This window comes from Streptomyces polygonati (genome assembly GCF_042650325.1).
Taxonomy (GTDB): Bacteria; Actinomycetota; Actinomycetes; order Streptomycetales; family Streptomycetaceae; genus Actinacidiphila; species Actinacidiphila polygonati.
Window position 1 is genome coordinate 1 of record NZ_JBHSBB010000006.1, and the last position, 13,962, is coordinate 13,962.

General features: G+C 74.2%; 13 protein-coding genes, 1 tRNA gene and 1 pseudogene. 10 read left to right on the top strand and 5 right to left on the bottom strand.

Features of this window, described 5'->3' with window-relative positions:
- Positions 1 to 306: pseudogene (locus tag ACFO3J_RS05410) on the top strand (hypothetical protein); the annotation flags it as partial.
- Positions 307 to 412: 106 nt separating this feature from the next.
- On the opposite strand, the gene ACFO3J_RS05415 reads toward ACFO3J_RS05410, so the two are convergent.
- Positions 413 to 799 carry a hypothetical protein gene (locus tag ACFO3J_RS05415; protein WP_386426623.1) on the bottom strand — a complete coding sequence of 129 codons (387 nt, stop codon included), beginning with the start codon at positions 797 to 799 and terminating at the stop codon, positions 413 to 415.
- 86 nt (positions 800 to 885) lie between these two features.
- Positions 886 to 2,526 (bottom strand): ABC-F family ATP-binding cassette domain-containing protein, encoded by a 1,641-nt coding sequence (locus ACFO3J_RS05420; RefSeq protein WP_386426625.1) that lies wholly within the window; start codon positions 2,524 to 2,526, stop codon positions 886 to 888.
- Positions 2,527 to 2,716: 190 nt separating this feature from the next.
- Between ACFO3J_RS05420 and ACFO3J_RS05425 the strand changes: the two genes are divergently transcribed.
- The 7 genes from ACFO3J_RS05425 (at position 2,717) to ACFO3J_RS05455 (ending at position 10,478) form a co-directional block, all read left to right on the top strand.
- Positions 2,717 to 3,550: a TIGR03084 family metal-binding protein gene (locus ACFO3J_RS05425; RefSeq protein ID WP_386426627.1), complete on the top strand. Its 834-nt coding sequence runs from the start codon at positions 2,717 to 2,719 to the stop codon at positions 3,548 to 3,550.
- Positions 3,547 to 5,133 carry an acyl-CoA carboxylase subunit beta gene (locus tag ACFO3J_RS05430; RefSeq protein ID WP_386426628.1) on the top strand — a complete coding sequence of 529 codons (1,587 nt, stop codon included), beginning with the start codon at positions 3,547 to 3,549 and terminating at the stop codon, positions 5,131 to 5,133. Before ACFO3J_RS05425 ends, ACFO3J_RS05430 begins: the two co-directional genes overlap by 4 nt.
- A gap of 123 nt (positions 5,134 to 5,256) precedes the next feature.
- Positions 5,257 to 7,317 (top strand): acetyl/propionyl/methylcrotonyl-CoA carboxylase subunit alpha, encoded by a 2,061-nt coding sequence (locus ACFO3J_RS05435; RefSeq protein ID WP_386426924.1) that lies wholly within the window; start codon positions 5,257 to 5,259, stop codon positions 7,315 to 7,317.
- Positions 7,314 to 8,504 (top strand): acyl-CoA dehydrogenase family protein, encoded by a 1,191-nt coding sequence (locus tag ACFO3J_RS05440; protein ID WP_386426630.1) that lies wholly within the window; start codon positions 7,314 to 7,316, stop codon positions 8,502 to 8,504. The genes ACFO3J_RS05435 and ACFO3J_RS05440 overlap by 4 nt, the downstream gene beginning before the upstream one ends.
- Before the next feature lie 70 nt (positions 8,505 to 8,574).
- Positions 8,575 to 9,318 carry an enoyl-CoA hydratase family protein gene (locus ACFO3J_RS05445; RefSeq protein WP_386426631.1) on the top strand — a complete coding sequence of 248 codons (744 nt, stop codon included), beginning with the start codon at positions 8,575 to 8,577 and terminating at the stop codon, positions 9,316 to 9,318.
- Complete coding sequence (locus ACFO3J_RS05450) at positions 9,306 to 9,932, top strand: TetR/AcrR family transcriptional regulator (protein WP_386426633.1); 627 nt, start codon at positions 9,306 to 9,308, stop codon at positions 9,930 to 9,932. Before ACFO3J_RS05445 ends, ACFO3J_RS05450 begins: the two co-directional genes overlap by 13 nt.
- A 264-nt stretch (positions 9,933 to 10,196) precedes the next feature.
- Positions 10,197 to 10,478, top strand: coding sequence for a DUF6343 family protein (locus ACFO3J_RS05455; protein ID WP_386426634.1), 282 nt, complete (start codon positions 10,197 to 10,199; stop codon positions 10,476 to 10,478).
- 91 nt (positions 10,479 to 10,569) lie between these two features.
- Here ACFO3J_RS05455 and ACFO3J_RS05460 read toward each other — a convergent pair.
- Positions 10,570 to 10,643, bottom strand: a tRNA-Met gene (locus tag ACFO3J_RS05460).
- 168 nt (positions 10,644 to 10,811) lie between these two features.
- Between ACFO3J_RS05460 and ACFO3J_RS05465 the strand changes: the two genes are divergently transcribed.
- Entirely contained in the window at positions 10,812 to 11,783 is a 972-nt protein-coding gene (locus tag ACFO3J_RS05465) for a pseudouridine-5'-phosphate glycosidase (RefSeq protein WP_386426635.1), read from the top strand.
- 14 nt (positions 11,784 to 11,797) lie between these two features.
- Positions 11,798 to 12,733 carry a carbohydrate kinase family protein gene (locus tag ACFO3J_RS05470; RefSeq protein WP_386426926.1) on the top strand — a complete coding sequence of 312 codons (936 nt, stop codon included), beginning with the start codon at positions 11,798 to 11,800 and terminating at the stop codon, positions 12,731 to 12,733.
- 7 nt (positions 12,734 to 12,740) lie between these two features.
- Here the strand turns inward: ACFO3J_RS05470 and ACFO3J_RS05475 are convergent, their stop codons facing one another.
- Positions 12,741 to 13,535, bottom strand: a complete 795-nt coding sequence (locus ACFO3J_RS05475) for an aminotransferase class IV (protein WP_386426637.1) — start codon at positions 13,533 to 13,535, stop codon at positions 12,741 to 12,743.
- A complete protein-coding gene (locus tag ACFO3J_RS05480) occupies positions 13,532 to 13,942 on the bottom strand; it encodes a RidA family protein (protein WP_386426639.1) in 411 nt (136 codons plus the stop codon). The genes ACFO3J_RS05475 and ACFO3J_RS05480 overlap by 4 nt, the downstream gene beginning before the upstream one ends.
- Positions 13,943 to 13,962 lie beyond the last annotated feature (20 nt).

Here is a 13,962-nt window from a genome sequence, read left to right on the forward strand (position 1 = left end):
ACCGACACGCTCTCGCAGTCGGTGACCATCCCGGCCTCCTGCACGCAGGCGACCTTCAGCTTCTACCTCTACATCGACTCGTCGGAGACCACGACCAGCACCGCCTACGACAAGCTGACCGTCGCGGCGGGCTCCACCACGCTGGCCAGCTACTCCAACGTCAACAAGGGCACCGGCTACGTCCAGCGCACGGTCAGCCTGACCCCGTACATCGGGCAGACCGTCACCCTGAAGTTCACCGGCACCGAGGACTCCTCGCTCCAGACCTCGTTCCTGGTGGACGACACCGCGGTCAACGCCAGCTGAACCACCGGCCGACCGTATGACCCGTCATCGGCGGGTCAGTCTCCGACGGAAGGACCCGGACCGGCCCCCACTGCCGGTCCGGGTCCCTTCGTCGGCCGGGGCCGGGTCAGTTCGCCTCGACCACCCGCACGGTGACCGTCCAGCCGGCGATGGCGTGGCAGGACAGACCGCCGGGTTTCGCGCGCGGGCAGGCATGCCGGAAGCCGCTCAGCTCGGCGCTGCCGGCCCGCGCGCCGCGATAGACCCCCGGTGCGACCCGGGTGAGCGCGGCGCCCTTCTCGGCGCCGGGCTGATCACCGCGGCCGAGCGCCAGCCGCAGCGTCCGGCCGACGTCCAGGCAGACGTCGTGGGTGACACCCGGGGTCACCACGGTGTTCCCGCAGGCCGGCCGGGCCGGAGCGCTGTGCGCCGGCTTCGCCGTGCCGGCGCCGCAGCCGGCCAGCAGGAGGACGGCGGCGACCGCCGCGAGGCCGGCCGGGGTACGCGTGCGCATCCGTGTCCTCCTCCGGTGGGAACCAGGTCACGGGTTCGACGCGGCGGCGCCGTGATCGGTTCCCCCGCGGCGGCGCAGCCGCGCGTTCAGTGCTCGGTGATCCGTCCGCCGGCGACCTCGATACGGCGGGTGACCTGGACCGCGTCCAGCATCCGCCGGTCGTGGGTGACCAGCAGCAGCGTGCCCTCGTACGTGGCCAGCGCCGCTTCCAGCTGCTCGATGGCCGGCAGGTCGAGGTGGTTGGTCGGCTCGTCCAGCACCAGCAGATTGACCCCGCGGGCCTGTAGCAGCGCCAGCGCGGCCCGGGTGCGCTCACCGGGCGACAAGGTGGCGGCCGGCCGCAGCACATGGGCGGCCTTGAGGCCGAACTTCGCCAGCAGGGTGCGGATCTCGGCCGGGTCGAGCTCGGGCGCCGGCGCCCGGAAGGCGTCCAGCAGCGGTTCGCCGCCGCGGAACAGCCCGCGGGCCTGGTCGACCTCGCCGACCAGCACCCCGGGGCCGAGCGCGGCGTTGCCCTCGTCCAGCGGCAGCCGGCCCAGCAGGGCGGCCAGCAGGGTGGACTTGCCGGAGCCGTTGGCGCCGGTGATCGCGACCCGGTCGGCCCAGTCGATCTGGAGGTCGACCGGCCCGAAGGCGAAGTCGCCGCGCCGGACCCGGGCGCCGCGCAGGGTGGCCACCACGGCGCCGGAGCGGGGGGCGGCGGCGATCTCCATCCGCAGCTCCCACTCCTTGCGGGGCTCGTCCACCGTGTCCAGGCGCTCGATCATCCGATCGGTCTGCTTGGCCTTGGCGGCCTGCTTCTCGCTGCTCTCGGTCCGGGCCTTGCGGGCGATCTTGTCGTTGTCGGGCGCCTTGCGGACCGCGTTGCGCAGTCCCTTGTCCATCCAGCCGCGCTGCATCCGGGCCCGGGCCTCCAGACCCGCCCTGGTGTCCGCGTACTCCTCGTACTCCTCGCGGGCGTGCCGCCGGGCGGTCTCGCGCTCCTCCAGATAGGAGGCGTAGCCGCCGCCGTAGACATTGACCTGCTGCTGGGCCAGGTCGAGTTCGACGACCCGGCTGACCGTACGGGTCAGGAACTCGCGGTCGTGGCTGACCAGGACGGTGCCGGAGCGCAGGCCGGTGACGAACTTCTCCAGCCGTTCCAGGCCGTCGAGGTCGAGGTCGTTGGTCGGCTCGTCCAGCAGGAAGACGTCATAGCGGCTGAGCAGCAGCGAGGCGAGTCCGGCGCGGGCGGCCTGGCCGCCGGACAGGGCGTACATCTCCTGGTCGAGGCTCACCCCGAGGCCGAGCGCGGCGGTGGCCTCCTCGGCGCGCTCCTCCAGGTCGGCGCCGCCCAGGGCGAGCCAGCGCTCCAGTCCGGTGGCGTAGGCGTCGTCGGCGCCCGGCGCCTGGTCGACCAGCGCCTGGGTGGCGGCGTCGAGTTCGGCCTGCGCGGCGGCGACCCCGGTACGCCGGGCCAGGAACTCACCGACGGTCTCTCCCCCGGGCCGCCGTTCCGGCTCCTGCGGCAGATGGCCGATGGTGGCGGACGCCGGGCTGAGCCGCAGTGTGCCGTCCTCCGGCGTGGCGAGCCCGGCCAGCAGTCTGAGCAGGGTGGATTTCCCGGCGCCGTTGGCACCGACAAGACCGATCACGTCGCCGGGGGCGACGACCAGGTCGAGACCGGAGAACAGCACCCGGTCACCGTGTCCGGCGGCGAGGTTCTTCGCTACGAGGGTGGCACTCATGAGGGGCCGTATCTTATCGGCCGATCCCGCCCGGGAAAAAATGCAAGCACGCTTGATTGTTTCCCGGGGCGCTGCCAGGCTCGTCGCGCCGACCCCGCGCACCGCTCACCGCGCCCGCCCCTTCCGGCGGCGCCCCGGGCGCCGCTCCGGGCGGCGCTCGCATCGCCGGGACTCGTCCGAGGGGTGGCCGATGGCCGATCCGCAGTCCGTACGTACCGTGCTCGACGATCTGCGCGCCGAGGGCGACGCGCTGGACCGGCTGGTGGCGGGGCTCGCCCCCGCGGACTGGGCCCGGCCCACCCCGGCCGAGGGCTGGACGGTCGCCCACCAGATCGCCCATCTCGCCTGGACCGACCATCGCGCGCTGCTCGCGGTCGGCGACCCGGACGGCTTCGCGCTGGAACTCGCGACGGCGGTGGCCCACGTGGACACCCATGTGGACGACGGCGCCCGCACCGGCGCCCGGCTCCCCCCGGAGGAACTGCTGGAGCGGTGGCGGGACGGGCGGGCCCGGCTGTGGGCGGAGCTGGGTGAACAGCCGCCGGGGGTGCGATTCCCCTGGTACGGGCCGCCGATGAGCACCGGGGCGATGGCGAGCGGGCGGCTGATGGAGAGCTGGGCGCACGGCGAGGACATCGCCGACGCGCTCGGGGTGTCCCGGGTGCCCACCGCCCGGCTGCGGCACGTCGCCAGGATCGCGGTGAGCGCCCGCGACTACGCCTTCGCCGCGCACGGCCGGCCCGCTCCCGCCGAGGAGTTCCGGGTCGAACTCACCGCGCCCGACGGCTCGTTGTGGACGTATGGACCACAGGACGCGACCGGTCGGGTGTACGGACCGGCGCTCGACTTCTGCCTGCTGGCGGTCCGGCGCAGACACCGCGACGACGTGGACGTGCGGGCCGAAGGGGCGGACGCGCAGGCGTGGTTGTCGGTGGCGCAGGCGTTCGCGGGGCCGCCGGGGAAGGGGCGCGCTCCTCGGGAGGCGGGGCAGGCCCGCCCGGCCGGCGAGGGGGCGGCCGGATGAGTTCGCTCGATGTCCTCGGGGCGGAGTTCGCCGAGCGGCGGGCGGTGATGCTGGAGCGGCTGGCCGAGGTCGGGGCCGCGCACGCCGAGGCGCTGGCCGGCGGCGGCCCCGCCTACCAGCGGCGGCACCGCGAGCGCGGCAAACTGCTGGCCCGGGAGCGGATAGAGCTGCTGCTCGACCCGGACACGCCCTTCCTGGAGCTGTCGCCGCTGGCCGGCTGGGGCAGCGACTTCACCACCGGCGCCTCGATCGTCACCGGCATCGGGGTGATCGAGGGGGTCGAGTGCCTGGTGACGGCCAACGACCCGACCGTACGCGGCGGGGCGAGCAATCCGTGGACGCTGAGGAAAGCGCTGCGGGCCAATGAGATCGCCGCCGCCAACCGGCTCCCGGTGGTGAGCCTGGTGGAGTCCGGCGGGGCCGATCTGCCCAGTCAGAAGGAGATCTTCATACCCGGCGGCGCCCTCTTCCGCGATCTGACCCGGCTGTCGGCGGCCGGGATCCCCACCGTGGCCGTGGTGTTCGGCAACTCGACGGCCGGCGGGGCGTATGTGCCGGGCATGTCGGACCACGTGATCATGGTCAAGGAGCGCTCCAAGGTCTTCCTCGGCGGTCCGCCGCTGGTCAAGATGGCCACCGGCGAGGAGAGCGACGACGAGTCGCTGGGCGGCGCCGGCATGCACGCCCGGGTCTCCGGCCTCGCCGACTACTTCGCGGTGGACGAGCCGGACGCGCTGCGTACCGCCCGCCGGGTCGTCGCCCGGCTCAACTGGCGCAAATCCGGACCCGATCCGCGCCCCGACCCGCTCCCGCCGCTGTTCGACGCCGAGGACCTGCTGGGCATCGTGCCCGGCGACCTGCGGACCCCCTTCGACCCGCGCGAGGTGATCGTACGGATCGCCGACGGCTCGCAGTTCGACGAGTTCAAGCCGCTGTACGGGCCGAGCCTGGCGACCGGTTGGGCTGAGGTCCACGGCTATCCGGTGGGCATCCTGGCCAACGCGCGGGGGGTGCTGTTCAGTCCGGAGTCCCAGAAGGCCGCGCAGTTCATCCAGCTGGCCAACCAGCGCGATATTCCACTGCTGTTCCTGCACAACACCACCGGCTACATGGTGGGCCGCGAGTACGAGCAGGGCGGCATCATCAAGCACGGCGCGATGATGATCAACGCCGTCTCCAACTCGCGGGTCCCGCACATCTCGGTGCTGATGGGGGCGAGTTACGGCGCCGGGCACTACGGCATGTGCGGCCGCGCCTACGATCCGCGCTTCCTGTTCTGCTGGCCGAGCGCCAAGTCGGCCGTGATGGGCCCGGCGCAGCTGGCCGGGGTGCTCTCCATCGTGGCCCGCCAGTCGGCGCTGGCCAAGGGCCGGCCCTACGACGAGGCGGGCGACGCGGCGCTGCGGGAGATGGTGGAGCGGCAGATCGAGGCGGAGTCGCTGCCGATGTTCCTCTCGGGGCGGCTCTACGACGACGGGGTGATCGACCCCCGCGACACCCGTACGGTCCTGGGCCTGTGTCTGTCGGCCGTGCACGGTGCCCCGGTCGAGGGCGCGCGCGGCTTCGGCGTCTTCCGGATGTGAGGTGCGGCGATGGTGAGTGATGAGGGCGGGCGTGCCGCGGGGGCGGGTGCCGCGCCGGAGGTCGCGGCGGACGCCGTGGTGCCGGGGTCCGGGGCTTTTGCTCCGGAGCGGCCCGGGCCGGCGGTGATCCGGTCCGTGCTGGTCGCCAACCGGGGGGAGATCGCCCGCCGGATCTTCCGCAGCTGCCGGGAGGCGGGCATCGCCACGGTGGCCGTCTTCTCGGACGCCGACGCGGACGCGGCCCATGTACGGGAGGCGGACGCGGCCGTACGGCTGCCGGGCAGCGCTCCCGCCGACACCTATCTGCGGGCCGATCTGCTGGTGGCGGCGGCCCGGGCGGCCGGGGCCGACGCGGTGCACCCCGGCTATGGATTCCTCTCCGAGAGCGCGGAGTTCGCCCGTGCGGTGACGGCGGCGGGCCTGGTGTGGATCGGACCGCCCGCCGAAGCGGTGGCCGCGATGGGGTCCAAGACCCGGGCGAAGGAGCTGATGGCGGCGGCCGGTGTCCCGCTGTTCGCCGCGCTCGACCCGGCGGCGGTCACGGCAGCCGAACTGCCGGTCCTGGTCAAGGCGGCGGCGGGCGGCGGCGGGCGCGGGATGCGGGTGGTGCGCGAACTGGCCTTGCTCCAGCGGGAGTTGGCGGCGGCGCGGGCCGAGGCGGCGGCGGCCTTCGGGGACGGCGAGGTGTTCGTCGAGCCGTACGCGGAAGGCGCCCGGCACATCGAGGTGCAGGTGCTCGCCGACCGGCACGGCACCGTATGGGTGCTGGGCGAGCGGGACTGCTCGCTCCAGCGCCGACACCAGAAGGTGATCGAGGAGACCCCGGCGCCGGGCCTCGCCGAGGAGGTGCGGCGCACGCTGCACGAGGCGGCGGCCCGCGCGGCCCGCGCGATCGGTTACACGGGCGCGGGCACGGTGGAGTTCCTGGTCACGGCCCCGGCCGGCGACTCGGCGTCACCCGGCTCGGGACAGCCCTGCTTCCTGGAGATGAACACCCGGCTCCAGGTCGAGCATCCGGTGACCGAGTGCGTCACCGGGCTCGATCTGGTGGCCTGGCAGATCCGGATCGCCGAGGGCGAAGCCCTGCCGCCGCGACCGCCCGAGCCGCACGGCCACGCCGTCGAGGCCCGGCTGTACGCGGAGGACCCGGCCCGTGGCTGGCAGCCGCAGGCAGGACCGCTGTATCTGCTGGACGTCCCGGGCGTGGACACCGAGTTCGCGGTCGCGCCCGGGCGCCCGGCGGGACTCCGGCTGGACGCCGGGGTGACCGGCGGCGAGGAGATCGGGGTGCACTACGACCCGATGCTCGCCAAGGTGATCGCCTGGGCGCCCACCCGGGCCGAGGCCGTGCGCCGGCTCGCGCACGCGCTGGAGCGGGCCAGGCTGCACGGGCCGGCGACCAACCGCGGCCTGCTCGTACGGGCGCTGCTGCACCCGGAGTTCGCGGCCGGGCGGCTGGACACCGGCTTCCTCGACCGCCACGCGGACGCGCTGGGCGTGGGGCGGGCCGGCGGCTCCGGGGAGGAGCCGTCGGAAGGGGCCTCGGGCGGATCGCCCGGCGGGCCCTCGCCGGCCGAGCGGTTCGCGGTGCTGGCCGCCGCGCTGGCCGACGCGGCCCGGCGCACGGCGTCGGCGACGGGGCCGGTGGCGGTGCGGCTCGGCGGCTGGCGGAATGTCCCGTCGCAGCCGCAGACGAAACGCTTCCGGGGCGAGCCGGGCGGCTGGGAGCACGAGGTGCGCTACCTGCTGCACCGCGGTGTGCTGTCCGCCGACGAATACCCGGGCCTGGCCCTGGTGTCGGCCGCCGCCGACCGGGTGGTGCTCGACATCGCGGGTGTGCGGCGGTCGTTCGGCGTCACCGCGTACGCCGAGCGGGTGTTCGTCGATGCGCCGTTCGTCTCCCTCGCGCTGACCGCTCTCCCCCGGTTCACCGACCCGCGCGACCGGGCCGTACCGGGTTCGCTGCGGGCGCCGATGCCCGGCACCGTCATCCGGGTCGGTGAGTCCCGGGCCGGTGACCGGGTCGCGGCCGGCCAGCCGCTGCTGTGGCTCGAAGCGATGAAGATGGAGCACGTGATCACCGCGCCCGTCACCGGGACGCTCACGGAGCTCACCGCCGAGGTCGGCCGCCAGGTCGAAGTCGGCGCCGTACTGGCCGTCGTCAAGGAGGAATCAGGACCATGAGCACCGTCCGGGGCACCTTCGACAGCGCACTGCTCGAAAGCGAGGAGCGGCGCGCGCTGCGCACGGCCGTCGGCGATCTCGCCCGCCGCTACGGCCGGGACTACTTCACCGCGACCGTCCGCGCGGGCAAGCAGACCGACGAGTTGTGGCAGGAGGCGGGCCGGCTCGGCTACCTCGGGGTCAATCTGCCCGAGGAATACGGCGGCGGAGGCGGCGGACTCGCCGAACTCTCCATCGTGCTGGAGGAGTTGGGCGCGGCCGGCTGCCCGCTGCTGCTGATGGTGGTCTCCCCCGCCATCTGCGGGACGGTGATCGCCCGCTTCGGCACCGAGGAGCAGAAGCAGCGCTGGCTGCCGGGCATGGCCGACGGCTCGCTGCGGATGGCCTTCGGCATCACCGAACCCGACGCCGGCTCCAACTCGCACCGCATCACCACCACCGCGCGCCGCGACGAGGCGACCGGCGGCTGGCTGCTCACCGGCCGCAAGGTCTTCATCTCCGGGGTGGACACCGCGGACGCCACACTGATCGTCGGCCGCACCGAGGACGCCCGCACCGGCAAGCTCAAGCCGTGCCTGTTCATCGTGGACCGGCAGACGCCCGGCTTCGAGTACCGCCAGATCGAGATGGAACTCGCCGCGCCCGAGAAGCAGTTCCAGCTCTTCCTGGACGATGTGGCGCTGCCCGCCGAGGCGCTCGTCGGCGACGAGGACGCGGGGCTGCTCCAGCTCTTCGCCGGGCTCAACCCGGAGCGGGTCATGACCGCCGCCTTCTCCATCGGCATGGGCCGCTACGCGCTCGGCAAGGCCGTCGAGTACGCCGGCGGCCGCCAGGTCTGGGGCACTCCGATCGGCGCCCACCAGGCCATCGCGCACCCGCTGGCCCAGGCCCATATCGAGCTGGAACTCGCCCGGCTGATGATGCAGAAGGCCGCCTTCCTCTATGACGCGGGCGACGACATGGGCGCCGGCGAGGCGGCCAACATGGCGAAGTACGCGGCGGCGGAGGCCGGGGCGAAGGCCGTCGACCAGGCGGTGCACACCCTCGGCGGCAACGGGCTGACCGCGGAATACGGTCTCGGCTCGCTGCTCACCGCGTCCCGGGTGGGCCGGATAGCGCCGGTCAGCCGGGAGATGATCCTCAACTTCGTCTCGCACCACACACTGGGCCTGCCCAAGTCCTACTGACCGGACCGGACCGCTCTCCCTCCCCGTTCCCGTCCCCCGTCCCATTCTTCTCGCCGACAGGAGTCCACACGTGACGACCGCACCGCTGGTGCGCCGGGAGCACGACCGCGGCGTCGCCGTCCTCACCCTCGACTCCCCGCACAACCGCAACGCGCTGTCGGCCCGGCTGGTGCGTGAACTCACCGGGGAACTGGCCGCGGCCGCCCGCGACACCGCGACCCGGGCGATCCTGCTCACCCACACCGGCGGCACTTTCTGCGCCGGCGCCGATCTGCGGGAGGCGGGCGCCGCCGCCGACGGCCCGCGACAGCTGGTGGACCTCCTCCGGGCGATCGCGGAGACACCCAAGCCCGTGGTGGCGGCGGTGCGCGGGCACGCCAGGGCGGGCGGTCTGGGGCTGATCGCCGCCTGCGACATCGCGGTGGCCACCGCGGCGGCGACCTTCGCCTTCACCGAGGTCAGGCTCGGTCTGGCCCCCGCGGTCATCTCGCTGCCGGTGCTGGCCCGGGCCGATCCGAGGGCGGTCGCGCGGTATTTCCTCACCGGCGAGACGTTCGGCGCCGACGAAGCGGTGGCCATGGGGCTGGTGACCGCCCCCGAGGAGGCGCTGGAGGCGATCCTGGCCGGGCTGCGGGCGGGTTCCCCCCAGGGGCTCGCCGAGTCGAAGGCGCTCACCACCGGCCCGCTGCTCGCCGCGCTCGACGAGCGGGGCGCCGAGGTGGTCGAGGTCAGCGCCCGGCTGTTCGGCTCCGCCGAGGCAGCCGAGGGCATGCGGGCCTTCCTGGACAAGCGGAAGCCGTCATGGACGCCGTGACCGACCGCGCCCCGAAGCAGGACCGCAGCCGGGCCACCCGGCTGCGGATCCTGGAAGCGGCCGTGGCCTGCCTGGCCGAGCGCGGCTGGTCCGGCAGCACGCTCGCGGCGGTCTCCGCCCGGGCCGGCGTCTCCCGGGGCGCCGCCCAGCACCACTTCCCGACCCGCGAGGAACTCTTCACCGCGGCCATCGCGCATGTGGCCGAGCAGTGGCTGGCCGCGGTACGGGACCGGGCCGCCGCCCTCCCCCGCGAGGGCCCGGACCGGACGTTCGCGGTCGTGGACATGCTGGTGGCCGTCCACACCGGCCCGCTCTTCCGGGCCGCGCTCCACCTGTGGGTCACTGCCGCCGAGGAGGAGGCACTGCGCCCCCGGGTGCGCTCCCTGGAGTCGCGGATCGGCCGCGAGGCCCATCGGCTGGCGGTGGAGTTCCTCGGCGCGGACGAGTCGGTGCCGGGCGTCAGGGAGACCGTGCAGGCCACCCTCGACATGGCCCGCGGCCTGGGCCTGGCCAATCTGCTCACCGACGATTCGGCCCGCCGCGCGCGGGTCGTCCGCCGCTGGGCGCGGATCTTGGACGCGACGCTGTACGGGGCGCAGGGCGGAGGCCACTGACCGGCCGGAACGGTCCGTCCGGGGCGGCCGGCCCAGTATCCGGCCTGCGTCCCCGCCGCCGGTGTCCGCGCCCCGATCCCGTCCCGGGTGTCGGGCCCGATGTCGAGGTCTGCCTCCGGGAGGATTTTCCATGATTTTTCCCGGTTTCCGGGCCGTTTTACCCGCTCGGCGCGGATGCCGGGGCCGCCGACCGGGCAGGCGCGAGCCGAGGAGGTAGCGCTCGGCGGCGACCGGGCCGATGCTGGAAGCAGGGAGATGGCGCCTATGCGCAGAAGCGGATCAGAACCTACTCAGGCCCGCAGCCCACTGCGGCTGCGGCTGGGGCTGGCCCTGCTCGGAGTCGTCTGGGGGGTGGCGGCGGCGATCGGCTTCGGTTTCGGCGACGAACCGGGCTGGGCGGCCGTCTTCGCCGTGATCGGGGCACTGGCGGCGATCGACGCGGTGCTGGTGATCCGGCACTTCCGCCAGGGCTCCCGCTATCAGCCGGGCCGCGATGTCCCGCCCTTCCACCCGCGCTCCCGCCAGCGGGACAAACACCGGCGCTGAGCGGGCGGGCAAGCCCCCTCGACCGACCGGCTCGACCGGCCCGCGCGACAAGCGAAGGGCCCGGCGCACTGGCGCCGGGCCCTTCCTTTTGTAGCGGGGACAGGATTTGAACCTGCGACCTCTGGGTTATGAGCCCAGCGAGCTACCGAGCTGCTCCACCCCGCGTCGGTGAACACCACACTACGGGGTGCCCACGCGCAAACCAAATCGATTCCCTTTTCGCCGCATTTCGGCAGCGGATGGTGCCTCCGAGGAGCGTCCGGGCGCGGACACGAGCCGGGGTGCCGCCCCGCCCGAGGTTTGGCGGGGGCCGTGACGTGCCAGTTAAGGGCCATGACCACTGAACGATCCGTACCGCTCCCGACGGCGCGCCCGATAGCCCACAGCCCGGCCCTGGCCCTGTCCGAGGAGGTCGCCGAGGCTCTCGCCCGCCGTGCCCCGGTGGTGGCCCTGGAGTCCACCATCATCTCGCACGGCCTGCCCCGCCCCCGCAACCTCCAGGTCGCCCGCGAGCTGGAGCGGATCGTCCGGGACGCCGGCGCGGTGCCGGCCACTGTGGCGGTGCTGGACGGGGTGGCGCGGGTGGGGCTCGGCAAGGACCAGGTGGAGCGGATCGCGGAGGACCCGTCGCTGCGGAAGCTGGGATTCCGCGATCTGGCGCCGGCCCTGGCGGCGGGCGCGAGCGGGGCGACGACGGTGTCGGGCACGGCGTTCCTGGCCGCGCGGGCCGGGATCAGGGTGTTCGGCACCGGCGGCCTGGGCGGGGTGCATCGCGGCTGGGTGAGTGTCCAGGACGAGTCGGCCGACCTGGGGCTGCTGGCCAGGACCCGGATCACCGTGGTCTGCGCGGGTGTGAAGTCCATTCTGGACGTGCCCGCCACCCTCCAGCGGCTGGAGACCCTCGGCGTGGGCGTCCTCGGCTACGGCACCGACCGCTTCCCCGGCTTCTACCTCACCGACTCCGGTGAGCCGGTGGACTGGACGGCCGGCGATCCCGAGCAGGTCGCGGCGGTGATGGCGGCGCAGGACGCGCTCGGCGGGCACGACTCGGCGCTGATCGTCGCCAATCCGGTGCCCAGGGAACTGCAACTCGACCCGGCGCTGCACGACCGGGTGCTGGCCGACGCGCTGGCCGCCGCCGACCGGGACGGTGTCAGCGGTCAGGCGATCACCCCCTTTCTGCTGGCGTATCTCACCGAGCACACGCGGGGCGCCTCGCTGGAGGCCAATCTGGCGGCCGTACGCGGCAATGTGGCGCTGGCGGCGGAGATCGCGGTGCGGTGGTCCCAGCGGCCGTCGGCGTGAGCGGCGCGGGCGGCGTGCCCGGACTCGCGGCCGCGGTCGGGCCCACGGCGCCGGGTGAGCCGGAACGCGCGCTGCTGGTCGTCGGCGATGTGGTCACCGACGTGGTCGCCCGGCACGCCGAGCCGCTGGCCCCCGACACCGACACGGCGGCCCGTATCGCGCTGCGGCCGGGCGGTGCGGGCGCCAACGTGGCCTGCTGGGCGGCTCGTTGCGGCGCGCGGGTACGGCTGCTGGCGCGGGTCGGCGCGGACAGCGCGGACTGGCACCGGGCCGCGCTGCGTGCGGCGGGCGTGGACCCGGTGCTGCGCGTCGATCCCGAGCTGCCCACCACGGTGGTGATCGCGCTGGTGGACGCGGCGGCCGAACGCACCCTGGTCACCGACAGCGGCGCGTCCCTCCGCCTCGGCCCGGCGGACTGGACCGAGGATCTGCTCGACGGCGCCGGGCATGTCCATCTGTCCGGCTATCTGTTCTTCTCCGCGCCGGGCCGTGAACTGGCCGCCGTGGTCGCCAAGGCGGCGCGCGCCCGCGGCCTCCCGGTGAGCGTCGACCCGGCGTCGGCGGGCTTCATCCGGCGGCTCGGGGTGCCCCGCTTCCTCGACGCCGTCGCCGGTACGGATCTGCTGCTGCCCAACGAGGCGGAGGCCGCCCTGCTGTCCGGGCGGGCCGAACCGGCGCGAGCGGCGGCGGAGTTGAGCGCCCGCTGCGGCGCCGAGGTGATGGTGACCCTGGGCGCGGGCGGCGCGCTGGCCGCCGCGCACGGGCGACTGACCGCCCGCGCACCGGCCGTACCGGCGAGCGCGGTGGACACCACCGGCGCGGGCGACGCCTTCACCGGCGGCCTGCTGGCCGCCCGGCTGTCCGGCGCCGACCTGCCCTCGGCCCTGGCCGCGGGCTGCCGCGCGGGTGCGGCGGCCGTGACGGTGGTGGGCGGACGGCCGCCCTCCTGATCTTCCGTCAGATCGGGTCCCACGGGGCCGCTTCGTACAACGACTCGACCCGGGCCAGCAGTTGGGCGTCGATGGGTACGGTGGTGGCGTCGATACCGCTGACCGCCACCGTCCCGCGCGAGTTGCCGACGAAGGCGCCGTCGTAGCCTCCTACATCGGCGAGCCGCACCGGGCGGGTGGTCTGCGGGAGGCCGGCCGCGGCGAGTTCGCGTTCCAGCACCTGGAGGGTGACGCCCCGCAGCAGCGGAGCTTCCGGCCAGACCACGGTGTCGCCCGCGATGAAGCCGATGTTCGTGACGGCGCCCTCGGAGATCGTGCCGTCCGGGCCGGTCAGCAGCGCCTCCTGGAAGCCCTCCGCCTCGGCCTGCCGCACGTAGTAGCCCTGGCCGAAGCCCCCGACGTGCTTGAGGTGCGCCACCGGCCGCTGATAGGGGACGGACTTGAGGCGGTACGGCCCCACCGGCTCTGGCACCGGTGGCCGCACCGCGACCAGGACCGCGACGGGCGAGCCGGGTCCCTCGACCGGCTGAAAGACATTGACCCGCACCGACCCGTCGGTGTGTCCGGCGGACGCCAGGGCGTGCCGTACCAGCGCCCGGACCCGTTCGCCGTCCAGTCCGCCGCCGAACAGTTCCCGGGTCGCCCCGTCCAGCCGCGCCAGATGGAAGCCGAGCCCGCGGACCCGGCCGCCCCGCACCTGCATCGCGGTGAAGTGCCCGTAGCCGCCCAGCACGGGCGCCATCGCCGCCACGGTGGCGGCCTCGCCGTCGATCTCGATCAGCGGTCCGGAACCCGGCGTCATCCCGCCGCCGCCGCGGTCAGATCCAGCTCGACCAACTGCCCCTCGAAGCCGAGCCGCACCACCCCGAGCAACGTACTGGCCGTACTGAACGCCTCCCCCAGCGGCGAGGCGTTGAGCGCGTCCCACACCGCCGACAGTGTCTCCCGGTCCTCGCCGACCACGTAGATCACCGACCTCAGCACATCCCCGGGTCCCGCCCCGGCCGCCGCCAACGCCACCATGGCGTTGGCCGCCACCTGCCCGGCCTGCACGACCGGATCCCCCGGGCCGACCAGCACCCCGTCCTCGTCCAAAGGGCATTGCCCCGCCAGATACGCGACCGGGCCCGCCGCCGCCACCGTCACATGGTGATATCCCGGCGTCGGATGCATCCCCGCCGGATTGAGCTTGACGATCTTCGCCTTCATACCGCCGAGTCTTCCGCACG